This is a genomic window from Salinispora sp. H7-4, assembly GCF_013416675.1.
Classification (GTDB): Bacteria; Actinomycetota; Actinomycetes; order Mycobacteriales; family Micromonosporaceae; genus Micromonospora; species Micromonospora vitiensis.
Genome location: NZ_JABZED010000003.1, coordinates 203763 through 228828 on the forward strand (window position 1 = coordinate 203763; position 25066 = coordinate 228828).

The window sequence follows — 25066 nt, forward strand, 5'->3', positions numbered from 1 at the left end:
CTTAGCTTCTGAGCGCAGATCGGCGACGGTGACCCCGCGCACATCGACGACGCACGGTAGGGCCGACCCGGTGCACACCCGCGTCGCCCCGCCGCGCAAGGGGCGCCCGAACGCCCGGGTGGCCGCCCGGACAGGCTGCCGCAGCGCCTTCCGGTGGCGCGGGTCAGCGCCTTCCGGTGGCGCGCGTCAGCGCCTTCCGGTGGCGTGAGATTGCCAACCGGCCGGGCTCCCCGCGCACCCGTTCGGCCAGACTGACGCCATGGCCGAGCATCCCCCCGTCGAGTCCGCTGCGGACCACGGCACAGACATCGGATTACGTCGCATCGACCACATCGGTATCGCCGTACCCGACCTGGACGAGGCGATCGACTTCTACCAGCGCGCCTTCGGTATGCGGTGCGTACACACCGAGACCAACGAGGAGCAGGGCGTCCGCGAGGCGATGCTGGCAGTCGGCCCGACTGCCGCCGGCGGCTGCGTGCAGCTGCTCGCCCCCCTCTCGCCGGCGTCCACGATCGCGCGGTTCCTCGACCGGCAGGGCCCGGGCGTGCAACAGGTCGCGTACACGGTCGCCGACATCGACGTAGCCTGCACGAAGCTACGCGAGCGGGGTCTCCGCCTGCTGTACGAACAGCCGAAGCGGGGCACCGCGAACTCCCGGATCAATTTCGTCCACCCGAAGGACGCCGGTGGCGTCCTGGTCGAGTTGGTCGAGCCCGCCACAGTCCACTGAGACAGGGTGGGCCCGCCCTGCTCCCTGCCGAGCCGGGCCCACCCATCAATCGATGCACTTTTTCACACAGCACTTCCGAGCAAAGCTACCGTTCAGTAACGTCCGCCTCCACAGCAGCGTGGTCGATGCCGGATGCGTCAATGCCGAGACGGTGACTGACCTCCGGGCGCCGACGACGGCACGCCCCTGCCGGTGACGCGCGGGGCAGACGAACGGGAGGTCGAAGTGCAGGACATCCTCGAAACAATCATGGCTGCGGAGGGTTCGGCGCAGCCCGAACGTGAACTCGCCGGTGTTGCACGGCTCCCGATTCCGCAGTCCTACCGAGGCGTCGTCGTGCGCGCCGAGGAGACACAGATTTTCGACGGGATGGCCACGCGGGACAAGGATCCACGCAAGGCGCTGCATGTCCAGAACGTGCCCACCCCGCAACCCGGTCCCGGCGAGGCACTGGTGGCGGTGATGGCCAGCGCCATCAACTACAACACGGTCTGGACGAGCATCTTCGAACCGCTACCGACCTTCAAGTTCCTGCAGCGCTACGGCCGACTCTCCGAGCTGACCAGGCGACACGACCTGCCGTACCACGTGGTCGGTTCGGACGCGGCGGGCGTCGTGCTGCGCACCGGTCCCGGCGTAACCCGGTGGCAGGCCGGCGACGAGGTCGTCGCCCACTGCCTCTCGGTGGAGCTGGAGGAGGCCGCCGGACACGACGACACCATGCTCGACCCACAGCAGCGAATCTGGGGCTTCGAGACCAACTTCGGCGGTCTGGCCGAGCTGGCGATCGTCAAGGCCAACCAGCTCATGCCAAAGCCCCGCCACCTCAGCTGGGAGGAGGCGGCGAGCCCGGGGCTGGTCAACTCCACCGCGTACCGGCAGCTCGTCTCCCACCACGGCGCCAACATGAAGCAGGGGGATGTCGTACTGATCTGGGGGGCCTCGGGCGGCCTGGGCAGCTACGCCACCCAGATGGCGCTCACCGGCGGTGCCATTCCGGTCTGTGTGGTCTCCTCGCCGGAAAAGGCGGAGCTGTGCCGGCGGATGGGCGCGGAGCTGGTGATCGACCGGGCGGCCGAAGACTTTCGGTTCTGGAGGGACGAGCAGACCCAGGACCCGGATGAGTGGCGCCGCTTCGGTGAACGGATTCGCGAGCTGACCGGCGGCGAGGACCCCGACATCGTCTTCGAGCACCCGGGGCGGGAGACCTTCGGCGCCAGCGTCTTCGTCACCAAACGTGGCGGCACCGTGGTCACCTGCGCCTCGACCAGTGGCTACCAGCACCAGTACGACAACCGCTACCTCTGGATGCATCTGAAGCGAATCGTCGGCAGCCACTTCGCCAACTACCGGGAGGCGTGGGAGGCGAACCGGCTGATCGCCCTCGGCAAGATCCATCCAACCGTGTCGAGGACCTACAGCCTGGAGCAGACCGGCCAGGCCGCATATGAGGTGCACCGAAACGCACACCAGGGCAAGGTCGGGGTCCGCTGCCTTGCTCCGGCGGACGGCCTCGGTGTGCGCGACCCCGAGTTCCGCGGGCAGCACGAGGCGGCGATCAACCGGTTCCGCGGTCACTGATCAGACGGGCACGGGTCCGCCACCAATGTGGTGGCTGGATTGCCTTTCCATTCGCCGGTCAGGACGCTCATTCGGACGATACCGGTTCCCCCGATACCTGTGCAGAACGGAATGGGGCCGCGAGTCCTTGCTCACGGCCCCAATTCAGAGCCCACTTCAGACTGTCACGGCGTCCGGGAGCTGCCAAGATCGCGGATTGGTCCGGCCGCCGCGACCCAACCGGGTTGAACCCTGTAATGAGGATGGCAAAGGTCGGGGCGCTCTTGCGAAGGCCCCCAGGTCGTCTGCCAGTATGTCCCAATGCCCCAGCAGCAGTCCTCCCCTCTTGCGTTCTTCGATAGCGCGAACACCCAGCCGGACTTCACCGTCACCCTGCGCGGCTACGACAAAGGTCAGGTTGACGACTTCCTTGGTCGGCTGAGCGCAGCGCTGACCCAGTCCGAGCAGGCCCGCGCCGAGGCCGAGCAGCGGATGAACGACGCGCAGCGCCGGCTCCGCCAGGCCGAGCAGCGGATGACCGCCCTCGACCAGAAGCTCTCCGAGGCCAGCAAGCAACTCGAAGAGAACAATCGGCCCACCCTCTCCGGCATCGGCACCCGCGTTGAGCAGATCCTCCGGCTCGCCGAGGAGCACGCCAACGACCACCGCAACGAGGCCAAGCGGGAGTCCGAGGGCATTCTCTCCGCCGCCCGCCTCGAGGCCCGGGAGATCACTGACAAGGCGCGGGCCGAGGTGGCGGCGATGAAGGCCACGGCGGAGCGGGAGGTGGGCAACGTCCGGACCGCCGCGGAACGAGAGGCGGCCGAGGTTCGCGTCCAGGCCCGCCGCGAGGCCGACACCCTGCGGGCCGACGCCGATCGGGAGACCAAGCAGCTGCGTACTGTCACCGCGCACGAGGTGGCCGAGCTGAAATCCACCGTCGAGCGGGAGGTTTCCACCCTCCGCGCCACCGCGGAGCGGGAGATCACCCAGCAGCGGGCGAAGGCCGCCCGCGAGGCCGAGGAGAAACGCGCCGAGGCGACGAAGCTCCTCACCGACGCGCGGGACAAGCGCGACAAGGACCTACAGGCCCTTGAGCTGCAGCTGGCCGAGCGGCGGGAGAAGGCCGAGCGCGAGGAGTCGGAGCGGCACGCCACCCAGGTCGCCCAGACCCAGAAGCTGGTCAACGAGGCCGAGGAGCGGGCCCGGGCTGCCCAGGAGCGGGCCAAGGAGATTGAGCAGCGCGCCGAGGCGCGCCGGGTTGAGTCGGAACGCACCGCCCACGACACGGTCGAAGGGGCCAAGGCGACCGCCGAGAAGAGCCTGAACGAGGCGAAGACCGAGGCGGAGCGACTGCTCACCGAGGCCCGCACCGAGGCCGACCTGGCCACCCAGACGGCCCGCCGCGAGGTCGAGGATCTGACCCGCCAGAAGGACGCTGTCACCTCTCAGCTCGGCCAGATGCTCTCCGGGCTCGCCGGCATCGTCCCAGGCACGGGACCGGACGCCGCCGCGGCAGCAGCCTCCGCCGTGACCGCCGCCACGGGGGCGAAATCGGAGGACAGCACGGAGGCGAAGAAGAGCGAGAGCACCGAATCAGCCAGCTGATCAGCTCAGCCAGACCTGTTCCACCACGCGGGGCGATGCTGGACATCCGGCGTCGCCCCGCGCCGTACGTTGTTCTAAGTCCGGATCGCACCGGTTGAACCGCTGCATCCGACGAGTCCGTATCGCCCCAAGAGGGCCGATTGCGTGTGAGGATGGGGGCATGTCGAACGGCGAGGAACTGTTCGCTCTCGGCGGGGATGTGACCACGGAGCCCAGCTTCGAGTCCGGCCTGCGGGGGTACGTGAAAGGGCAGGTCAACCGGTACGTCGCTCGCGCCGAGCACGAGATCGCCACCCTGACCGCCGAGCGAGAGCAGGCCTACACCCAAATCCATAAGCTGGCTGGCCAGGTGGAGGTGCTCCAGCGAGATCTCGCCCAGGTCCGCAAACAGGTCGGCGTGGTGGACCGCGCCTCCTTCCGGCACCTTGGACCCCGCGTCGAGCAAGTCCTCACCCTCGCCGAAGAACAGGCCGAAGAGATCCTCGTCGCCGCAAACAAGGAGATCGATTCCCGCCGAGCCGCCGCCGAGCACATCATTGACGAGGCGCGGGCGGAGGCGGCCCAGGCACTCAAGGACTTCGAGCTGGCCCTGGCCGCTCGCCGCGTCGAGGAGGAGCGGCACACCGCAGCTCGGAAAGCGGAGGCAGACGCCACGGTCAAGGCCGCTGCCGAACGGGCAGACGCCACCGTCAAGACCGCCACCGAACAGGCAGACGCCACCGTCAAGACCGCCACCGAACAGGCAGACGCCACCGTCAAGACCGCCACCGAACAGGCAGACGCCACCGTCAAAGCCGCCAGCGAACAGGCAGACGCCACCGTCAAAGCCGCCAGCGAGGAGGCAGACGCCGCGGTGAAGGCCGCGACCGAGGAGGCCGCCCGGCAACGCAAGACCGCGCAGGAGGCGCTGACGCGGGCCCAGCAGGAAGCTACCCAACTGCGGGACACCGCGAAAGAGGTGCACACGCGGGCCCAGCAGGAGGCGACGAAGCTGCGCGAGGCGGCCCGCACCGCGCAGGACAAGGCCCAGCAGGAGGCGACCGAGCTGCGGGAGGCCGCCAAGGAGGTACAGGCCAAGGCGCAGGAGGAGGCCGGGCGCCTCGTGGAGCAGGCGACCGAGGCGAGCCGGGCCACCCACGCCAAGGCCCAGCAGGAGGCCAAGCAGATCATCGACGACGCCGGCACGGCCGGCCGGGCCGCCCACGCCAAGGCCCGCCAGGAGGCGGAGCTACTCGCCAAGCAGGCTGCCGACGCGGCAAAGCGGCAGCGGGCCGAGGCCGAGGCGTACGCGCAGGAAACACGCACCGAGACCGAGGCGTACGCCCTGCAAACCCGAGCCCAGGCCCAACAGGAGCTGGGAGCGTGGCGGGCGGGGGTGGAGAAAGAGGTCAACAACCGCCGGGCGGCGGCTGACCGCGAGCTGGACCAGCGCCGGGCCGCCGACGACCAGGAGTTCGCCAGCCGCCGCGACGAGTTGGAGCAACGGCACGAGTCCCGCCGCGACGAGTTGGAGCAGCGACACGAGTCCCGGCACACCGAGTTGGAGCAGCAGTACACAAGCCGACAGCAGGAGCTGGAGACCCGACAGCAGGAGCTGGAAAGCGGCTTCGCGAACCGGCAGCAGGAGTTGGAGACCGGGTTCACGACCCGACAGCAGGAGCTGGAGACCGGGTTCACGACCCGGCAGCAGGAGCTGGAAACCGGGTTCACGACCCGACAGCAGGAGCTGGAAACCGAGTTCACCTCGCGCAAGACCGAGTTGGAGTCCACGTACACGGCCCGCCGAAACGAGATCGAGGGTGCCGCCGAGAGCATCCGGCAGACCGCCGAGCAGGATGCCCAGGCCCTACGCGAGCGTGCCGACCAGGAGGCCTCGGCGCTGCTGAGCCAGGCCGAGGAAGCGGCGGCCGAGCAGCGCCGTACCGCCGACGAGTACGCCGCCACCTCCCGACGCCAGTTCGAGGAGTACGCCGCCACCACCCAGCAGGCCCTGGCCACCACCCAACAGCACCTGGCGGCGACCCAACAGGAGGCCGCGACCAGCCGGCAGCAACTCGCCCAGGTGATGGCGGAGATCGCGCAGGCGCAGCAGCAGCTCGCTGATCTGCGGCAGGAGACCTGGCGATCCCGTCAGGAGTCCGACGACCTGCAGCGACAGGTGGCAGAACTTCGGCTGGAGTTGTCCGGTGCTGCCAAACCCGCTCCGGTTGGGCCCGCGGGCAGCGATTCCGACAACGGTCGGGCCCCCACGGCCGCACCGGCGCCGCCCGCTGGCGACCGGGCCGGAGCCGGCAAGGTCGAACCGGCGGATGCCGGCCAGCCGGCCCGTGGGCGGATCGAACCCGCAGTTGACGAGTCCGCGAAGGGCAGCGTGAAGTCGGTCACCACGAAGGACGGTGATGAGGCCAGCGCCGGGGTGGACGGTGAGCCGACCGTCGCGGCCGTACCGGGTGAAGGGGGTCGGGCAGCCGCCCCCACAAAGATCACCAGTACCGGCGAGAACAACACCCGGCCGGCGAAGCCCACCACCGACGAGCGCAGCTCCAAGCCGAGCAAGGTCGTCGTTGACAAGGACTGAGCCGACCGGCTGGACGGCGACCCTGGGCCCGGCCGGCTGGACGGCGATCCCGGGCCAGGCTCGCCGCTGCCGACGGCGGAGCGAGGCGTGGCGGGCCGGCCGCGGCGCTGGGCGGGCGGCCTGAGCTCCGGTGGCGCCGGGCGAGCCGGAGTCGCAGCAGCACCGCGCCGACCAGGGGTCCGGGCGGTTCGGCGTGCCGGGGCGGCCCCTGCGGCGGAGCAGCTTTCTCGTCGGCTTCACCGGTGCGCTCGGCGCGCTGCTGGCCTACGCCCTCTTCCTCGGCGTGCGCAACGCCGCCGGCCTACTCGTCCCCGTCGTGATCGCGCTCTTCCTCGCCGTCGGGCTCTATCCGGCGGTGGCGCGGCTACGCCGGCTCGGGCTGCCCCACGGGCTGGCGGTCGTGGTCGTCATGCTGACCCTGCTCCTCCTGCTGTGCAGCGGGGCGGTCGCCCTGGTTCCGCCGATCATCACCCAGTCCAGCCAGTTCATCGAGCAGTTCCCCAGCTATCTGGAGACGCTGCGGCGCAGTGCGACCATCAATGAGCTGATCGAGCGGTACGACCTGATCGAACGGGCGCAGCAGGCCGCGGACACCGGCACCCTCGGCCAGGCACTCGACGGAGTACTCGGCGGCGCCCAGCTCATCTTCGGCACCGCCTTCCGAACCCTGACCGTGCTCGTACTCACCATCTACTTCCTGGCGTACTTCAACCGGCTGCGGTCGCTCGGGTACGCGCTCGTCCCCCGGTCCCGTCGGGATCGGGTACGTCTCATCGGTGACGAAATCATCGCCAAGGTCGGCGCGTACATCGTCGGGGCGCTCATCATCGCCCTCCTCGCCGGTACGACCACCTTCGTCTTCGCGTTGCTTGCCGGGTTGCCGTACCCGTTCGCCCTGGCCGTCGTGGTGGCGGTGACCGACCTGATCCCGCAGATCGGTGCCACGCTCGGGGCGGTGATCGTGAGCCTGGTCGGCTTCGCCACCGACCTGCCGGTGGGGATCGCCTGCGTGCTGTTCTTCCTCATCTACCAGCAGGTGGAGAACTACCTGATCTACCCCAAGGTGATGCGCCGATCGGTGCAGGTCAACGAGGTGGCCGCTCTGGTGGCGGCGCTGCTCGGCGTCGCCCTGATCGGCGTGGTGGGCGCCCTCATCGCGATCCCCACCGTCGCGGCGTTCCAGCTGATCCTGCGCGAGGTGGTCATCCCGCGCCAGGACTCCCGCTAACTCCCGCTAGCCGGCCGTTGGGCCCGGCACCGGCCGGTCGGCGAAGGCCGCCACCGTGCGATCGGCATACGCGCTGACATCGCCGGTCTCCATCGGGCCGTCCCAGGTGGTTGGCAGCGGCACGGGGACGGAGGGGTTTGCCCGCCGGACGACCTCGTCGAGGACGGTCTCGGCGTCACCGACCCACAGGTGTTTGGCCCCCGGCACTCCGACCACCTCAGCCTGCGGCACGGCCGCGAAGCGCTCCCGCGCCTCCTCGGGCCGCAGGTAGTCGTCGAACTCCGGCACCAACGCCGTGACCGGCTTGCCGGCGGAGGCCCAGCTCGCCAGATCCTCGGGGCCGGAGAACCGCAGCGGCGGGGAGAGCAGGAGGGCACCCGCCACCGCCGGGTCACAGCCGTACCGCAGGGCCAGGTCGGTGCCGAACGACCAGCCCAGCAGCCAGATCTCCGGCAGCTCGTGGAACTCCGCGTACTCGATGGCGGCGGCGACGTCGTACCGCTCGCCGACCGCGTTGTCGAACGTCCCCGCACTGGTACCGCGCATGCTGGTCGTGCCCCGGGTGTTGAACCGCAGCACCGCCAGGTCCGCCAGGGCCGGCAGGCGCCAGGCAGCCTTGCGGAACACGTGGCTGTCCATCATCCCGCCGTGGGTGGGCAGCGGATGCAGGCAGACCAGCGTGGCGACCGGCGCACGGCCGACCGGACGGGCCAGCTCACCGACGAGGCGCAGCCCGTCGGCGGTGTGCAGCTCGATCTCCTCCCGGCGGCCGGGCAGGATCGACGAGGCGCGGATGGGTGTGCTCACCCGCCCAGTCTCCCCCGTCACCGGGCCGGCAACCCGGCCGGGGTCAGGAGACGGCAACCAGATCGCGCCGTACCCGTGGCGGGGCGCGCCTCAGCCGTGGCGGGGCGCGCCACGGCCCCGCTGCACGATCGGTGCCCGCCGGTCCCGGGCCCGCCAACAGCCGCTGTGCCAGTGCCGGCGGTCGGTCAGGTCCCCCCACCCCTGGGCGGGCCACACCACGACATGCGCCACACCGGGCCGGATCTCCTGGTCACAACCGGGGCAACGGTAGGTCTTCACCGACGCGCCGCCGCTGATCAACCGGACCTGCCAGTCGCCGTCCCGCCACTGCTGCACCGACTCGGCCCCCTGCCGCAGCCGCGCGGAATCGAACTGCACGCTCTCATCCCGGCGGGATCGGTTACGACGAGGGCTCACACCCTCCAGCCTACGGCGGGAGGACGTCGTACGACGTCGGCGGGCCGGCGACGCGACCGGCCCGCACCTGCCCCCACTGCTCAGCGACGAGTGTGATCGCGGAAGCCCCGGCCAGTCTTCCGCCCCAGATAGCCGGCGGTGACCAGGTGCTCCAGCAGCGGCGCGGGGGAGAACCCCGGCTCGCGCAGTTCCAGGTACAGCTCCCGCTGAATCGCCAGGGACACGTCGAGGCCGACCACGTCGAGCAACTCGAACGGACCCATCGGGTACCCGCAGCCGAGCTTCATCGCATGATCGATGTCGTCGGCGGTCGAGTAGCTCGCCTCCAGCATCTTCACCGCGTCGTTGAGGTACGGGAAGAGCAGCGCGTTGACGATGAACCCGGAGCGGTCACCGCAGACCACGCCAGTCTTGCCCAGCTCACCGCAGACCGCCTTCGCGGTCGCGGTGGTCTCTGCCGAGGTGCGGATGGTCTGCACGATCTCCACCAGCGACATGACCGGTGCCGGGTTGAAGAAGTGCAGGCCGACCACGTCCGCTGGACGCTGGGTGGCCATCGCGACATCGATCACCGGCAGCGACGAGGTGGTGGTGGCGAGCACGACACCGGGCTTGCAGATCTCGTCGAGGCTGGCGAAGAGCGCCTTCTTGACACTCAGCTCCTCGATGACGGCCTCGACCACCAGGTCGACGTCGGCGAGGTGCTCCAACGTCGCGGACCAGGTGACCCGGCCCAGCGCGGCGTCCCGGTCGGCCTCGCCCAGCTTGCCCCGCACCACGCCCTTGTTGAGCGAGGTCTTGACCGCCTCGAAGAGCTTGCCGGACTTCTCCGCCCCGCGGGTCACCGAGACCACCTCGTAGCCAGCCTTGGCGAAGACCTCGATGATGCCGGTCGCCATCGTCCCGGAACCGACCACACCGACCTTCGCGATGCCCCGCGCACCGGCCTCGGCCGTCGACTCCGCACCCACCGGCGTCTGGTCGTCCGGTACGACCACCGGCGAACCCGACCGCTCGTAGGAGTAGAAGCCGCGCCCCGACTTCCGACCGAGCAGCCCGGCGGTGACCATCTGCTTGATCAGCGGCACCGGGGCGTGTCGCCGGTCCCGGCCGCCCCGCCGGTACATCGTGTCCAGAATCTCGTACGCGGTGTCCAGCCCGATCAGATCCATCAACGCCAACGGGCCCATCGGCAACCCGCAGCCGAGCTTCATCGCCGCGTCGATGTCCTCCCGGCTGGCGTACCGCGCCTCGACCAGGCTGACCGCATGGTTGAGGTAACCGAAGAGCAGGGCGTTGGCGATAAAGCCCGCTCGGTCGCTGATCGTCACATCGACCTTGCCCAGCCGCGCACAGAGCCGCTCCACGTCGGCGACGACCTCGGCCGAGGTGACCACCGTCCGGACGATCTCCACCAGCTTCATGACCGGCGCCGGGTTGAAGAAGTGGATGCCGATTACCTGGTTGGGGCGGGTCGTGGCCACCGAGATCTCGGTTACCGACAGCGACGAGGTATTCGTGGCCAGCACTGTCTCGGGCTTGCAGACCCGATCCAGCTCCGCGAAAATTCGCTGCTTCAGATCGAGCTGCTCGGGAATGGCCTCGATCACCAGGTCGACCGCGTGCAGGGCCGCCAGCCCGACCTGCCAGTCGACCCGGGCCAGGAGCGCGTCCCGGTCGGCCGCCGCGAGCTTGCCCTTGGCGACCGCCCGGTCGGTCGAGCCGGTCAGGGTGGCCCGGCCGCGCTCCAGCGCCGCCTCGGTCACCTCGACGGCGACGACGTCGATGCCATTTCGGGCGAAGACTTCGACGATGCCGGCACCCATGGTGCCCAGACCCACCACACCCACACTGGCGAACTCGCGCGTCACGCCAAGCCTCCCTGGTCAGCTCCATGCAGCCGGCATTAACGGCCGCTAAGGTATGCGCGCGAGTCTGCCATGTGCCGCAGGGTTGTCGAGATGCCGTGGGCTATGTCACGGCGCCGGGGCGACAGTAGGCGGGCACCGCCGGCCCTACCGGCGAGTAGCAAGCCGGGTCTAAACTTCTGCCATGACGGCTGTACATGTTCCGGGCCTGCCGGTGATCGAGGACGGTCGACTCGTGTCGACGAACCCGGCGACCGGCGCGGAGGCCGGGCGGCTGCCGGTCGCCTCCCCCGCCGATGTCGAAGCAACCGTCGCCCGGGCCCGTGCCGCCAGCGGGTGGTGGGCCGGGCTCGGCGTCGCCGCCCGACGGGAACGGCTGCTGCGCTGGCGGAGCCGACTGGCGTCCCGGATCGAGGAGCTCGCCGAGCTGGTGCATGTCGAGGGCGGCAAGCCGGTCGCCGAGGCCGTCGTCGAGGTGGTCACCGCCGTCGAGCATCTCGACTGGGCCGCGCGCAACGCCAAGCGGGTGCTCGGCCCCCGCCGGGTACGGTCCCGGCTGATGCTGGCGGAGTTCGCCGCCCACCTGGAATACCAGCCGTACGGGGTGGTCGGCGTGATCGGCCCGTGGAACTACCCCGTGTTCACCCCGATCGGATCCATCGCCTACGCCCTGGCCGCGGGCAACGCCGTGGTCCTCAAGCCCAGCGAGTACACCCCGGCTGTCGGCCAGTGGCTGGTGGACAGCTTCGCCGAGGTCGTCACCGAGGAGCCGGTGTTCGCCGCGGTGCACGGCCTCGGTGACGTCGGCGCGGCGCTGTGCCGATCCGGGGTCGACAAGGTGGCCTTCACCGGGTCCACAGCTACTGGTCGAAAGGTGATGGCCGCCTGCGCCGAGTCCCTGACCCCCGTGCTCATCGAGGCCGGCGGGAAGGACGCGATGATCGTCGACACTGACGCCGACCTGGACGCCGCGGCCGCGGCAGCCGTCTGGGGCGGTCTCACCAACGCCGGCCAGACCTGCATCGGCATCGAGCGGGTCTACGCCGTCGAAGGGGTCTTCGACGGCTTCGTTAACCGGGTGGTCCAGCGGGCTGGACGACTCACCGTGGGCGCCGACGGCACCGACATCGGCCCGATCACCATGCCGAGCCAGCTGGAGGTGATCCGCCGGCACATCGACGACGCGCTGGCCCGCGGCGGCCGGGCGGTACTCGGCGGGGCAGACGCGGTGCAGCCGCCGTACGTGCAGCCGACCGTGCTGGTGGACGTGCCGGAGGACTCCGCCGCCGTACGCGAGGAGACCTTCGGCCCCACCCTGACCATCAACCGGGTCCGTGACGTAGACGAGGCGGTCGCCCGGACCAACGCACTGCGCTACGGGCTGGGCGGCTCGGTCTTCGGCCGGCGTCGGGCCATGGCGGTCGCCCGGCGGCTGCACTCCGGGATGGCCTCGGTGAACTCGGCCCTGACATTCGCCGGGATGTCCACCCTGCCCTTCGGTGGCGTGGGCGACTCCGGTTTCGGGCGCATCCATGGCGCGGACGGGCTGCGGGAGTTCGCCCGCCCCAAGGCCATCACCCGGCGCCGGGCCCGGTCGCTGCTGCCCGCGACGACCTTCGACCGCACCGACGCGGACATCGCCCGACTGGTCAAACTCGTCAAGCGCTTCTACGGCCGCTGACCCACCCGCGGCCGCCCTGCCTTCGAGCTGCGCCGCGGGCCCACTGTCCTCGCGCCGCGGCCCACTGTCCTCGGGCTGTGGGGCGCGGGCGACTCAGAACAGGGTCAGCTCGTCCCGCTCGATGCCGCGCAGCTTGTCGTAGTCCACGACCACGCAGCGGATCCCGCGGTCGGTGGCGAGCACCCGCGCCTGCGGCTTGATCTCCTGCGCGGCGAAGACGCCCTGCACCGGCGCCAGCAGTGGGTCCCGATTGAGCAGTTCCAGGTAGCGGGTGAGCTGCTCCACCCCGTCGATCTCACCGCGACGCTTCACCTCGACCGCCACGGCGCCCTGCGCCGCGTCCCGGCACAACAGGTCCACCGGGCCGATCGCCGTCATGTACTCCCGGCGCACCAGGGTGAAACCCTCACCCAGCGTCTCCGGACTGGCCGCCAGCAGCTCCTGAAGGTGCGCCTCCACGCCGTCCTTCCGCAGGCCCGGGTCGACCCCCAGCTCGTACGCGGTGTCCTGGAAGACCTCCTCCAGGGTGATCCGTAGCTCCTCACCAGCCTTGTTGACCACCCGCCAGACGCCCGGGGACTCCTCCAGCCGGCACGGGGGGCTCATCCAGTTCAGCGGCTTGTAGGCCCGGTCGTCGGCGTGGATCGACACCGACCCGTCCGCCTTCACCATCACCAGACGGGTGGCTGGCGGCAGGTGGGCCGAGAGCCGTCCAACATAGTCCACAGAGCATTTCGCAATCACCAACCGCACCCGACGAGGGTAACGGAGCTACTGCTCCGGTAGGCCGTTGGCGTGGCGGACCACGGTCACCAACTCGTCGATCACCCCGGTGAGCGCGAAATCCTTTGGCGTGAAGACCCGGGCGACGCCGGCATCCCGAAGGGTCTGCGCGTCCGCCTCCGGGATGATGCCGCCGACCACGACGGGCAGATCCCCCCGCCCGGCGGCGCGCAGCCCCGCCAGGACGGCCGGCACAGCCGCCAGGTGCGAGCCGGAGAGGACCGAGAGGCCGACCAGGTCCACGTCCTCCTCCACGGCGGCGGCCACGATCTGCCCGGCGGTCAGCCGAATGCCTTGGTAGACCACCTCGAAGCCGGCATCCCGGGCTCGGACCGCGATCTGCTCGGCACCGTTGGAGTGCCCGTCCAGACCGGGCTTGCCGACCAGCAGCCGCAGCCGTCCACTGCCCAGTTGCCGGGCGGTGGCGGCGACCCGGGTCCGGACCGCCGACAGCGGGCCGTCCGCGCCGGAACCGACCGCCCCGGACAGGCCGGTGGGGGCCCGGTACTCCCCGAAGACCTCCCGCAGCGCGCCCGCCCACTCACCGGTGGTCACCCCGGCGCGTACGCAGTCGAGCGTGGCCGACATCAGGTTCGTGGTGGACGCGGCGTCCGCGCGGAGCCGGGCGAGCGCGGCGTCCACGGCCACCGCGTCCCGGCTGGCCCGCCAGTGGCGTACGGCAGTCGTGGCGGCTACCTCCACCGCCGGGTCGACCTGCTCGATCGCGGCGGCACCGGCCGCGGTCAGCGGGGAGGGCTCGGTCTCGGTGAACCGGTTGACGCCGACCACCACATCGATGCCGGCCTCCATCCGGCGTCGCCGGTCAGCGAGCGAGGCGACCAGGGCGCTCTTCAGGTAGCCGGTCTCGACCGCGGCGACCACACCCCCCATCTCCAGCACCTTCTCCAACTCGACCCGGGCTCCGGAGACGATCTCGTCAACCAGCGCCGTCATCAGGTGCGAACCGTCGAACAGGTCGGGGTACTCCAGCAGGTCCGACTCGTACGCGAGCACCTGCTGCATCCGCAGCGACCACTGCTGGTCCCACGGTCGGGGCAGGCCAAGGGCCTCATTCCAGGCGGGGAGCTGCACCGCCCGGGCCCGGGCATTCTGGGACAGGGTCACGCCGAGCATCTCCAGAACGATGCGTTGGATGTTGTTCTCCGGCTGCGCCTCGGTCAGCCCCAGGGAGTTGACCTGGACGCCGTAGCGAAACCGGCGCTGCTTCGGGTTCGCCACGCCGTACCGGTCGCGGGTGATCTCGTCCCAGAGCACACCGAAGGCCCGCATCTTGGCGATCTCCTCGACGAAGCGCACCCCGGCGTTGACGAAGAAGCTGATCCGCTGGACCACATCCCCCATCCGCTCGGCCGGCACCTGGCCGGAGTCCCGGACGGCGTCGAGGACGGCGACCGCGGTGGCGAGCGCGAAACCGACCTCCTGGACCGGGGTGGCGCCGGCCTCCTGAAGGTGGTAGGAGCAGATGTTGACCGGATTCCACCGGGGCATCTCCCCCAGCGTGTACGCGATCAGGTCGGCGGTCAGCCGCAGGGACGCCGCCGGCGGGAAGATGTAGGTCCCGCGGGACAGGTACTCCTTGATGATGTCGTTCTGGGTCGTACCGGCGCAGCGGTCGAGCTGCGCCCCCTGCTCGGCGGCGACGGTGCGGTAGAGGCCGAGCAGCCACATCGCGGGTGCGTTGATGGTCATCGAGGTGTTCATCTCGGCCAGGGGAAGGCCCTGGAAGAGAGCCCGCAGGTCACCGAGGTGCGCCACCGGCACCCCGACCCGGCCGACCTCCCCGGCAGCGAGCTCGTGATCGGGGTCGTACCCGGTCTGGGTGGGCAGGTCGAAGGCGACCGAGAGCCCGGTCTGCCCCTTCGCCAGGTTGCGGCGGAAGAGCGCGTTGGTCGCGGCGGCCGAGCTGTGCCCGGCATAGGTTCGCATCACCCACGGACGGTCCCGCTCGGGCAGCCGACCTGGGGGGGCCTTCTCGTCCATGGCGGGAGTTTAAGTTACTGACGGGTAGAACGGGCTGTGGAAAATTCCACAGCGACCACCACACCCCGGCGCTCGACCGGTTGCGCGGGGGCAGCACACTTGTTGCATGGACAACGAGCTCGCGATCGTCGCGCGGGGGCTACGCAAGGCGTACGGGAAGAACGTGGCCGTGGCCGGGGTGGACCTGGAGGTCCGCCGAGGTGAGGTGTTCGCCCTCCTCGGCCCGAACGGCGCCGGCAAGACGACCACCGTGGAGATCCTGGAGGGCTACCGGCGGCGCGACGCCGGCGAGGTCTCGGTGCTCGACAGCGACCCAGCAACCCCCGCCGCGAACTGGCGCAACCGGATCGGCATCGTCCTCCAGGGCGTCGGTGAGTTCGACGAGCTCAGCGTCTCCGAACTGGTCCACCACTTCGCCGGCTTCTACGCCGACGCCGACGATCCGGAGAAGGTGATCGCCCGGGTCGGGCTGGCTGGTAAGGCCCGGGCCCGCACCCACACCCTCTCCGGCGGGCAGAAGCGCCGCCTGGACGTGGCGCTCGGCATCATCGGCCGACCCGAACTACTCTTCCTCGACGAACCGACCACCGGCTTCGACCCGGAGGCACGGCGCGAGTTCTGGCAGCTGATCCGGGATCTGGCGGCGGCCGGGACGACGATCGTGCTGACCACGCACTATCTCGACGAAGCGGAGGCGCTCGCGGACCGGGTGGGGGTGATCGCCGGCGGCCGACTGATCGAGGTAGCCGCCCCCGAGCACCTGGGCAACCGGCAGCAGGCCCACGCGACGGTCTCCTGGCGTACGCCCGAGGGGCTTACCGAGAGCACGGAGAGCGCGACGCCCACCGAGCTGGTGACGGAGTTGGCCGCGCGCTTCGGCGGTGAGGTGCCCGGGCTCACGGTTACCCGGCCAACCCTCGAGGACATCTACCTGAAGATGATCGGACACCGATGACCACGACGTTGAAGCCCACCACCGCCGCCCGAGCAGCCGGCCACCAGCCCGGCCCGCTCGCCCTCGCGCTGCGGCAGGGTCGGCTGGAGCTCACCCAGTTCCTGCGCAGCCGGGAGTCCGTCGTGTTCACGATGGGATTCCCGATCATCATGATCCTGATCTTCGCCGCGGTCTTCGACGGCGAGATCGCGCCCGGAGTGAGCTTTCCCCAGTACTTCATCACCGGCATGATCGCCGCCGGTCTGATGACGGTGAGCTTCCAGAACCTCGGCATCTGGATTCCGATCGAGCGAGACCGCGGGGTGCTCAAGCGCTACCGTGGCACCCCGATGCCGAAGTGGGTGTACTTCGCCGGCAAAGTGATCATGGTGGTGGTGGTCGGCGTCATCGAGACCGCGCTGCTGCTCGCCGTCTCGGTGGCCGCGTTCGACCTACAGCTGCCCGGCACCGCCACGAAGTGGCTGACCTTCGGCTGGGTCTCCGTCCTCGGCATCACCGCCTGCACGCTCTGCGGCATCGCGATCTCCTCGCTGGCGCGGACGGCCCGCAGCGGCTCGGCGGTGGTCACCCCGGTCGCCCTCATCCTCCAGTTCACCTCCGGGGTGTTCTTCGTCTTCACCCAGTTGCCGAGCTGGATGCAGCAGGTGGCCGCGCTCTTCCCGCTCAAGTGGATGTGTCAGGGGCTCCGCTCGGTCTTCCTGCCGGACACCTTCGCCGGGCAGGAGCCAGGGGGCTCGTACGAGCTGGGTCGGGTCGCCCTGGTGCTGGCCGCCTGGTGCGTGATCGGGCTGCTGCTCTGCCTCGGCACCTTCCGCTGGACCACCCGCCGCGACGGCTGAGGGCGAGCCCGGATCAACCGACGGGAGGCGGGCCCCTTCGGGCCGCTGTCTCGAAGGGGGCCCGTCCCGCCGGTCGGCCCAGGCTAGCCGTACGAGTAGAAGCCCTGGCCGGTCTTGCGGCCCAGGTCACCGGCGGTGGCCATCCGCTGGAGCAGCTCCGGGGGGAAGAACTTCTCGTCGGCGGTGTCGGTGTAGATGTTGCGGGTGGCGTTGAGCAGCACATCCACCCCGGTCAGGTCCACCGTCGCCAACGGGCCCATGGCGTGGCCGAAGCCCAGCTTGCAGGCATTGTCCAGATCCTCGGCGGAGATCACGCCGGATTCGACCAGGCTGACCGCCTCCATCGCCAACGCACAGATCAGCCGGGTGGTCACGAAGCCGGCGGTGTCCCGGTTGACGACCACGACCGTCTTGCCGATCTCCTCGGCGAACCCCCGCGCCGTGTCGATGGTGGCGTCGCTGGTCTTGTAGCCACGGACCAACTCGCACAGCTTCATCATCGGCACCGGCGAGAAGAAGTGGGTGCCGACCACCGACTCGGGGCGTTCGGTGGCGGTGGCGATCTGGGTGACCGGGATCGCCGAGGTGTTGGTGGCCAGCACCGCATCCGCCTTGCAGATCTTGTCTAACGCGCGGAAGACCTCGTGCTTGAGCTCAAGCTTCTCAAAGACCGCCTCGACGACGATGTCCGCGTCGGCGGCCGCCGCCAGGTCGGTGGTGGGGGTGATCCGGCCGAGTGCCGCCTCGGCGTCGGCCGACGAGATCTTTCCCTTCTCGGCGAACTTCTCCAGCGACCGCTGGATGCCCGCCAGGCCCCGCTTGGTGGCCGTGTCGTCCAGGTCCCGCAGCGTCACCTGCCAGCCTGCCTGCGCCGCGACCTGGGCGATTCCCGAGCCCATCAGTCCAGCACCGACAACTGCGAGTCGACCCGCCATCTGCCTTCTCCCTCACTGCGTTTGGTGTCTGCCTGCACCCTAACCGGCAGACCTGAACGCAGCTTAAGGGCAGGGCGGCGGTCGATTGAGGGCCCGCTGGGCCGCCGTGGCACCCTCACCGTCCGAGCGAGATGCCCCCGTCGGCAGCGCCGCCCCGCTCCACCTCGACGCCGAGGGCCCGCAGGTCCGCGACGAAGTCCGGGTAGCCCCGGTCGACATGGTGCACCTGGGAGACCTCGGTGACCCCGTCGGTGCAGAGCCCGGCGATCAGGAGGCCCGCTCCGGCCCGGATGTCGGTTGCCCGGACCAGCGCCCCGGAGAGCCGCTGTCGCCCCCGAACCACGGCATGGTGGCCGTCGGTCTGAATGTCCGCGCCGAGTCGCATCATCTCGTTGGCGAACATGAACCGACCGTCAAAGATGTTCTCGGTAATCAGGGAGGCGCCGTCGCTGACCGCCGCCAGCCCGATCGCCATGGGTAGCAGGTCGGTGGCGAACCCGGGATAGGGCAGGGTGACCACATCCACCGCACGGGGGCGTTCCGCCATCCGGACCCGAAAGGCGTCCCGCCGGGTCTCCACCATCGCACCGGCGGAGACCAGCTTGTCCAGGGCGATGTCGAGGAAGGCCGGGGAGGCGCCGGTCACCGTCACATCACCCCGGGTCATCGCCGCGCCGAACGCCCACGTACCCGCGACGATCCGGTCTCCCACGGTGGCGTGCCGCACCGGATGCAGCCCCGGCACGCCGACGACGGTCAACGTCGAGGTGCCGGCACCGTCGATGAGCGCACCCATCTGTTCAAGCATGGTGCAGATGTCCACAATCTCGGGTTCCCGGGCGGCGTTGTCAATGACTGTGGTGCCCTGGGCGAGCACCGCCGCCATCACCAGGTTCTCGGTGGCGCCAACACTGGGGAAGTCCAACACGATCTCGGCACCGCGCAGCCCGCGTGGAGCCGTGGCGACCACACAGCCGCGTTCTCCGGAGATCTCGGCGCCCATTTGGGTGAGCCCGGAGATATGCATGTCCAGCCCGCGCGAGCCGATCGCGTCGCCCCCCGGCTGGGCGACCCGGACAGCTCCCCGACGCGCCAGCAACGGACCGAGGACGCAGATCGACGCGCGCAGCCGACGAACCAGATCGCAGTCCGCGTCGATGTCGGGGCGCTCCGGCACGTCAATGATCACCGACCGGGAGCGGGGAACCCCACCGTAGGCCACCATCGGGTCCACCGGATCATCCTCGTCGAACCGAACCCCGCAGCCGAGCCGACGCAGCACCTCTCCCATGATCGCGATATCGGTGATCCGTGGGACATTGGTGATGACACTCCGGCCCGGCGCCAGCAGCGCAGCCGCCATGAGTTTCAAGGCCGAGTTCTTGGCGCCCACCACATGCACGGTGCCGGCCATCTGGATGCCACCACGCACCCGAATGACATCGTCAACCGGCACACCGCCCGCATCACCCGGGCCGGTCAGCCAGGCGGGGTCCGGCCGGTCCGGGATCATCAGATCCGGTGTCCGTAGGCTGTGCGTCATGGCCGTCCACCTCACGCGCATCTACACCAAGGCCGGCGACGCCGGCACGACCAGGCTGAGCAACAACGAGCAGGTTCCGAAGACCGACCCGCGGATCGCCGCGTACGCGGACGTAGACGAGTGCAACGCGGCGATTGGCGTGGCGCTCGCCCTCGGGCAGCTCAACGAAGAGCTGCGCACGATCCTTGGAGCTATCCAGAACGACTTGTTCGACGTGGGGGCCGACCTGGCGACGCCGGTCGAGCCGAACCCGAAGTACCCGCCGCTGCGGGTCACCGAGGCGTACGTCGAGCGCCTTGAGGCCTGGTGCGACGAATACAACGCACGCCTGAGCAAGCTCGACTCCTTCACCCTCCCCGGCGGCACCGCTGGCGCGGCGCTACTGCATGTTGCGCGGACGGTAGCCCGGCGCGCCGAGCGTGCGGCGTGGGCCCTGATCACCCAGGACCCCGACCGAACCAGCACGCTCCCGGCAAAGTATCTCAACCGGCTCTCCGATCTACTCTTTATCCTGTCAAGGACGGCAAATCCGGACGGAGATGTGCTATGGGTACCCGGCGGTAAGCACTGACCGATAGTCGCCCGACGCGCCGGTGTGGGAGCCGACGCGCCGGTGTGGGAGCCGGCGCGCCGCACCGAGGTCTGCATACCCGACCTGCCGGATACCATCCGCGCCCAAGGGCAGCAGCTCGACGGGGAAAACAGCAGGATTGTCCGGTCAGGCCCTCCCCGTGCCGTTCCGCCGGGGCTTCCCGGTGCCGTTCGGGCGGGGTGCGCGGTGCCGTTCCGCCGGGGCTTCCCGGTGCCGTTCCGCCGGGGGTCCGCTCGGTCGATGAACTCCGCCCCGGCGCTGCGCCCCGGGAGGCTCCGTACCGGCCCGCGACGGGGCCCTAGGCCGCTGGCCAGTCCTGGGCGGTTAGATTCGGCGAGGCCGCCCCCGGGGGAGCGGCCTCAAGCCAGGAGAGAAACCCGGTGACAGTCGAGCGCGCCATGGCGATCTCGACCGGGGCGTGGCGGCTGGTGCAGCGGAGAATGATCCAATCGGCGGGCATCGAGAACCGCTCCTGCCCTTCCGGCAGCCGACGGCGTTCCACCGCGAGGCCCTTCCGGGAGAGCGTCCGCCGGGGGCGGAGGGCAAGACTGAACATCCGGTAGAGGCGAAGCTCGTCCCCCACAAAACGGCCGAAGCCGGGGGCCCAACCCCGGCCATCGAGCATCGCGGAGGTCCGGACGCTGAGCCGGATAATTCCCCCGCTGCGGGTGACCAACGCCCGCCGGACGAAGAGAATCAGGAGCGCGCCGACGACAACGGCGATGCCGATCCCGACCCCTTCGACGATCTCCATCGTCGGGTGGCGCTCAGCTACCCTGCGCGGCCCGGACCGGGCTGGCGCTCTCGGCCAGGACGGTGACGCCCTTGTCACTCACGGAGAGAAAACCGCCAGCCACCTCGTAGGAGAGCTGGTCGCCTCCGGGGACCTTGATCCGAACCTGGCCGGACTCCGCGAGCTGGCCGAGCAGGGGAGCATGCCCCGGCATCACACCAAGCTCACCCTCGGTCGTCCGGGCCATGACCATCTCGGCCTCGCCGGACCATACCGTCTCCTCGACGGCTACGAGCTCGACGTGAAGCTGCTGTGCCACGCTGTCTCCTTGCTGCGGCGGCGGGTTGCCGAAATTCTAGTCTCGCCATCGGGGGGCCGGTAACGCGGGTGGCGAGACGTACGCCACTCGGGTTCGGATGTGGCCCGATGCGGTCAGATCTTGTTCTGGAAGTCCGGGTGCTCCAGCAGGAACGCGTCGAGCTGCTCATCCTGCAGCGCCCGGAAGAAATCCTGAACGGCCGGCTCGAAACGTTCACCGCGGTATTGCCCACCATCCATGATGCCACCACCCGGCAATTTGATCATCTGAATGTTGCCCGGCCGGAGGTCCTTCAGGGCAAGGCCAAAGTCAATCACGCTGTGCCCCCGACCGTTGAAGACCAGTGACTCACCGGCCGCCCGAAGCACCGAGTCCAGCTTGATCGGGTTGGTCACCACATCAGCGCTGAGGGCCTGACTCGCCATGGCCTTGACAAACTGTTGCTGGTGCCGCTGGCGGCCGTAGTCGCCGTCTGGCACACCGTTCTTGGGGTAGCGCTGACGGACGTAGTCCAGCGCCTGCCAACCCTCGAGGAGTTGCTCCCCCTCCGGATAGACCGCCTGCTCACCGAGGTACCCCCCACCGCCGGGGCGCAGTTCCCGGTGCGTGCCATCGGGGTGACGATGCTCCGAGCGCACCTCACGCTCGATGTCCATGGTGACGCCACCCATCGCGTCCACAATGTCGATGAAGCCACCGAAGTTGATGATCGCCCCGGCGTCGAACCGCTGGATGCCGGTGATCGACTGGACCGTCTTGGCGAGCAGTTCGAAGCCCTGCGCCGTACTGGGGTTCTCCCCCTGTATCCGGCTGCCGTAGGACATCGCCGCGTTGAGCTTGTCCGCACCGCCGCGGAATCCGGCCTTGTCGAAAGCGGGAATCTCGACGTAGAGATCCCGGGGCATCGAGAAGAGATATGCCTGATCGAGCCCTTCCGGCACGTGCAGCACCATGATCGAGTCAGCCAGCGGTAGCTGCTCCTCCTTGCGGGGGTCAACACCGACGAGCAGGATATTCAACGGGCCCTTGATGTCGCTCGTGCGCTCACTGGCTCCCGCCGCCTGGTCCCCGAACAGATCCGCCTTGCCCACCGCACCCTCGTACCGTGCCACCAGCGCCTCGACGCCGACCAGTGCCACGCCGCTGACGAACATCAAGACAGCGCCGAAGACGGTGCACACCTGGGCCCACCGCGGCACGCCCGCCCACACCGACGGCTTCTTCCTACCGCCTTTGCCGGCCTTACCCACGATCATCTCCGTTCGTCAACGTCTGTCGGGACGGGCGTACGTCAGCGAATGATTGCACGAATGCGCACACAGTCAGCGCGACGCGCGTGAACGGTACCGCGCCACGCATCAAGATCACCCACCGTCGATACGAAGCCCGCGACCATAAAGGCGGCAACGGATGCACCGAAAGGCCGCTCCGGTGTCAACCAGAGCGGCCTTTCGTCGCTGCGCGCGCAGTCTGCGGCGGTAGCCACAGCGGGGCAATCAGCCCTCCGCCATCAGCTCCTTGGCCTTCTTCTCCAGGTCGTCCAGGCCACCGCACATGAAGAATGCCTGCTCGGGGAAGTGGTCATACTCCCCCTCACTGATCTTCTTGAACGCCTCGATGGTCTCCTTGATCGGGACCGTCGAGCCCTTCATGCCGGTGAACTGCTCAGCGGCGTAGGTGTTCTGCGACAGGAAGCGCTCGATCCGGCGCGCCCGGCCGACCGTGAGCTTGTCCTCTTCGGAAAGCTCCTCAATACCCAGGATCGCGATGATGTCCTGCAGGTCCTTGTACCGCTGCAGGATCCGCTTCACCTCGGTAGCCACCGTGAAGTGCTCCTGGCCGACGAACTCCGGGGCGAGGATCCGGGACGAGGACGCCAGCGGGTCCACCGCCGGGTAGATGCCCTTGTCGGAGATCGAACGCTCCAGGTTGGTGGTCGCGTCCAGGTGGGCGAAGGTGGTGGCCGGCGCCGGGTCAGTGTAGTCGTCGGCGGGCACGTAGATCGCCTGCAGCGAGGTGATCGCCTGGCCCCGGACCGAGGTGATCCGCTCCTGGAGCTCGCCCATCTCGTCGGCCAACGTCGGCTGGTAACCCACGGCGCTCGGCATCCGGCCGAGCAGCGTGGAGACCTCGGAGCCGGCCTGGGTGAACCGGAAGATGTTGTCGATGAAGAGCAACACCTCCTGCTTCTGCACATCCCGGAAGTACTCCGCCATGGTCAGCGCGGAGAGGGCGACCCGGAGACGGGTGCCCGGCGGCTCGTCCATCTGGCCGTAGACCAGCGCGGTCTTGTCGATCACGCCGGACTCGGTCATCTCGGCGATCAGGTCGTTACCCTCACGGGTACGCTCACCCACCCCGGCGAAGACCGAGGTACCACCGAAGTTCCGGGCGACCCGGGTGATCATCTCCTGGATCAGCACCGTCTTGCCCACGCCGGCGCCGCCGAACAGACCGATCTTGCCGCCCTTGACGTACGGGGCGAGCAGGTCGATGACCTTGATGCCGGTCTCCAGCATCTCGGTCTTCGGCTCCAGGTCCGCGAAGGCCGGGGCCTTGCGGTGGATCTGCCAGTGGTCGTCCGGGCTGAGCGTCTCGCCCGGCTCCAGGTTGAGGCACTCGCCGATCGCGTTGAACACGTGGCCCTTGACCGTGTCACCCACGGGGACCGTGATCGGCGAACCGGTGTCCCGCACCTCCACCCCGCGGACCAGGCCGTCGGTCGGCTGCATGGAGATGGCGCGGACCAGGTTGTCCCCCAGGTGCTGGGCGACCTCCAGGGTCAGCGTCTTCTCGCCGCCGGAGAGGGTCACGTCAACGTGCATGGCGTTGAACAGGTCCGGCATCGCGTCGCGCGGGAACTCGGCGTCGACGACCGGGCCGATGACCCGGACCACGCGACCGGTGGCCGCGTTGGTGCCGGCCGGCCCATCAGCAGTAGCGGAAACAGTCATCACACTTCACTTCCCGACGCGGCCAGCGCGTTCGCGCCGCCGACGATCTCGCTGATCTCCTGGGTGATCCCGGCCTGGCGGGCCGAGTTCATCTCGCGGGTGTACTTCTCGATCATCTCTTCGGCGTTGTCGGTGGCGCTCTTCATCGCCCGCCGCCGCGACGCCGACTCGCTCGCCGCCGACTCGACCAACGCCGCGTAGATCCGCGTGTTGATGTACTTCGGCAGCAGCGCGTCGAGGAGCGCCTCCGCCTCCGGCTCGAATTCGTAGGCCGGCAGAATGCCTTCGGAACGGGGCCGGTCCTCGATCTGCATCGGTCCGAGGATCTTCGCGACCGGCACCTGGGTCATCAGGGACTTGAACTCGGTGGAGACGATGTGCAGCTCGTCCACACCGAAGACCCCGTCCGGCCCCGGGTCCCCGTCGCCGTCGTCCACGCCGGCGGTGAACGCCTTGATCAGCGTCTCACCCACCTCCCGTGCGTCGGCGAAGGTCGGCTGCTCCGAGAAGCCGGTCCAGCACGCCGTCATCGGCCGGTTGCGGAACCGGTAGTACTGCACGCCCTTGCGGCCGATGACGTAGAGCGAGGGCTCCTTGCCGTCGGCGCGCAGCCGGGCGAGCAGTGACTCCGCCGTCTTGATGGCGTTGGAGCTGTAGCCGCCGGCCAGGCCCCGGTCACTGGTGACCAGCAGCACACCGGCCCGCCGCACCCGCTCCCGGGGAGTGAGGAGCGGATGATCGATCCGCGTGTTGGACGCCAGCGCCGTGAGCACCTCGGTGATGGCCCGGGAGTAGGGCAGGGAGGCCGCCACCTGCTCCTGGGCCTTGGCGATACGGCTCGTCGCGACGAGCTCCATCGCCTTGGTGATCTTCTTCATCGACTTCGCCGCGCGGATGCGTTGGCGGAGTACGCGTACCTGGGCGGCCATCGG

General features: G+C 69.5%; 21 protein-coding genes. 9 read left to right on the forward strand and 12 right to left on the reverse strand.

Annotated elements, in window-relative coordinates; genetic code table 11:
* The first annotated feature begins 259 nt into the window (after window positions 1-259).
* The 5 genes from mce (at window position 260) to H0524_RS02880 (ending at window position 7707) form a co-directional block, all read left to right on the forward strand.
* On the forward strand, window positions 260-733 hold the full coding sequence (gene mce, locus H0524_RS02860; protein WP_180197264.1) for a methylmalonyl-CoA epimerase: 474 nt from the start codon (window positions 260-262) through the stop codon (window positions 731-733).
* A gap of 225 nt (window positions 734-958) precedes the next feature.
* Window positions 959-2314 carry a crotonyl-CoA carboxylase/reductase gene (ccrA, locus tag H0524_RS02865; protein WP_180197265.1) on the forward strand — a complete coding sequence of 452 codons (1356 nt, stop codon included), beginning with the start codon at window positions 959-961 and terminating at the stop codon, window positions 2312-2314.
* A gap of 300 nt (window positions 2315-2614) precedes the next feature.
* Entirely contained in the window at window positions 2615-3901 is a 1287-nt protein-coding gene (locus H0524_RS02870; protein WP_180197266.1) for a DivIVA domain-containing protein, read from the forward strand.
* 160 nt (window positions 3902-4061) lie between these two features.
* Entirely contained in the window at window positions 4062-6479 is a 2418-nt protein-coding gene (locus H0524_RS02875) for a hypothetical protein (protein WP_180197267.1), read from the forward strand.
* Between the two features lie 130 nt (window positions 6480-6609).
* Window positions 6610-7707, forward strand: a complete 1098-nt coding sequence (locus H0524_RS02880) for an AI-2E family transporter (RefSeq protein WP_180197268.1) — start codon at window positions 6610-6612, stop codon at window positions 7705-7707.
* Between the two features lie 6 nt (window positions 7708-7713).
* On the opposite strand, the gene H0524_RS02885 is transcribed toward H0524_RS02880, so the two are convergent.
* The 3 genes from H0524_RS02885 to H0524_RS02895 all read right to left on the reverse strand — a co-directional run bounded on the left by H0524_RS02885 (window position 7714) and on the right by H0524_RS02895 (window position 10802).
* Window positions 7714-8514, reverse strand: a complete 801-nt coding sequence (locus tag H0524_RS02885; protein ID WP_180197269.1) for an alpha/beta hydrolase — start codon at window positions 8512-8514, stop codon at window positions 7714-7716.
* 90 nt (window positions 8515-8604) lie between these two features.
* Complete coding sequence (locus H0524_RS02890; RefSeq protein WP_180197270.1) at window positions 8605-8892, reverse strand: hypothetical protein; 288 nt, start codon at window positions 8890-8892, stop codon at window positions 8605-8607.
* A 119-nt stretch (window positions 8893-9011) separates the two neighbouring features.
* Complete coding sequence (locus H0524_RS02895) at window positions 9012-10802, reverse strand: 3-hydroxyacyl-CoA dehydrogenase family protein (protein WP_180197271.1); 1791 nt, start codon at window positions 10800-10802, stop codon at window positions 9012-9014.
* 181 nt (window positions 10803-10983) lie between these two features.
* On the opposite strand from H0524_RS02895, the gene H0524_RS02900 reads away from it, so the two are divergent.
* Window positions 10984-12480 carry an aldehyde dehydrogenase family protein gene (locus H0524_RS02900; RefSeq protein ID WP_180197272.1) on the forward strand — a complete coding sequence of 499 codons (1497 nt, stop codon included), beginning with the start codon at window positions 10984-10986 and terminating at the stop codon, window positions 12478-12480.
* A gap of 93 nt (window positions 12481-12573) precedes the next feature.
* Here H0524_RS02900 and nucS read toward each other — a convergent pair whose 3' ends face one another.
* Both nucS and H0524_RS02910 read right to left on the reverse strand, forming a co-directional pair.
* Complete coding sequence (gene nucS / locus H0524_RS02905; RefSeq protein ID WP_018222864.1) at window positions 12574-13233, reverse strand: endonuclease NucS; 660 nt, start codon at window positions 13231-13233, stop codon at window positions 12574-12576.
* An 18-nt stretch (window positions 13234-13251) separates the two neighbouring features.
* Window positions 13252-15264, reverse strand: a complete 2013-nt coding sequence (locus H0524_RS02910) for a protein meaA (RefSeq protein WP_180197273.1) — start codon at window positions 15262-15264, stop codon at window positions 13252-13254.
* 106 nt (window positions 15265-15370) lie between these two features.
* On the opposite strand from H0524_RS02910, the gene H0524_RS02915 reads away from it, so the two are divergent.
* Together H0524_RS02915 and H0524_RS02920 are read left to right on the forward strand one after the other, a co-directional pair.
* Entirely contained in the window at window positions 15371-16219 is an 849-nt protein-coding gene (locus tag H0524_RS02915; protein ID WP_180197274.1) for an ABC transporter ATP-binding protein, read from the forward strand.
* Complete coding sequence (locus H0524_RS02920) at window positions 16216-17058, forward strand: ABC transporter permease (protein ID WP_180197275.1); 843 nt, start codon at window positions 16216-16218, stop codon at window positions 17056-17058. Before H0524_RS02915 ends, H0524_RS02920 begins: the two co-directional genes overlap by 4 nt.
* Before the next feature lie 83 nt (window positions 17059-17141).
* Here the strand turns inward: H0524_RS02920 and H0524_RS02925 are convergent, their stop codons facing one another.
* Both H0524_RS02925 and murA read right to left on the reverse strand, forming a co-directional pair.
* Complete coding sequence (locus tag H0524_RS02925; RefSeq protein ID WP_180197276.1) at window positions 17142-17993, reverse strand: 3-hydroxyacyl-CoA dehydrogenase family protein; 852 nt, start codon at window positions 17991-17993, stop codon at window positions 17142-17144.
* A gap of 115 nt (window positions 17994-18108) precedes the next feature.
* Complete coding sequence (gene murA, locus H0524_RS02930; RefSeq protein WP_180197277.1) at window positions 18109-19536, reverse strand: UDP-N-acetylglucosamine 1-carboxyvinyltransferase; 1428 nt, start codon at window positions 19534-19536, stop codon at window positions 18109-18111.
* Between murA and H0524_RS02935 the strand changes: the two genes are divergently transcribed.
* Complete coding sequence (locus H0524_RS02935) at window positions 19535-20107, forward strand: cob(I)yrinic acid a,c-diamide adenosyltransferase (RefSeq protein ID WP_180197278.1); 573 nt, start codon at window positions 19535-19537, stop codon at window positions 20105-20107. The genes murA and H0524_RS02935 overlap by 2 nt on opposite strands.
* Window positions 20108-20426: 319 nt before the next feature.
* Here the strand turns inward: H0524_RS02935 and H0524_RS02940 are convergent, their stop codons facing one another.
* From H0524_RS02940 to H0524_RS02960, 5 genes are all read right to left on the reverse strand, one after another.
* Complete coding sequence (locus tag H0524_RS02940; RefSeq protein ID WP_018728373.1) at window positions 20427-20882, reverse strand: DUF2550 domain-containing protein; 456 nt, start codon at window positions 20880-20882, stop codon at window positions 20427-20429.
* Between the two features lie 13 nt (window positions 20883-20895).
* Window positions 20896-21180: a F0F1 ATP synthase subunit epsilon gene (locus H0524_RS02945; RefSeq protein WP_018728374.1), complete on the reverse strand. Its 285-nt coding sequence runs from the start codon at window positions 21178-21180 to the stop codon at window positions 20896-20898.
* Between the two features lie 113 nt (window positions 21181-21293).
* Window positions 21294-22436, reverse strand: a complete 1143-nt coding sequence (locus H0524_RS02950; protein WP_180197279.1) for an LCP family protein — start codon at window positions 22434-22436, stop codon at window positions 21294-21296.
* Window positions 22437-22676: 240 nt separating this feature from the next.
* Window positions 22677-24134 (reverse strand): F0F1 ATP synthase subunit beta, encoded by a 1458-nt coding sequence (gene atpD, locus H0524_RS02955; RefSeq protein WP_018216779.1) that lies wholly within the window; start codon window positions 24132-24134, stop codon window positions 22677-22679.
* Complete coding sequence (locus H0524_RS02960) at window positions 24134-25063, reverse strand: F0F1 ATP synthase subunit gamma (protein ID WP_180197280.1); 930 nt, start codon at window positions 25061-25063, stop codon at window positions 24134-24136. Before H0524_RS02960 ends, atpD begins: the two co-directional genes overlap by 1 nt.
* Window positions 25064-25066 lie beyond the last annotated feature (3 nt).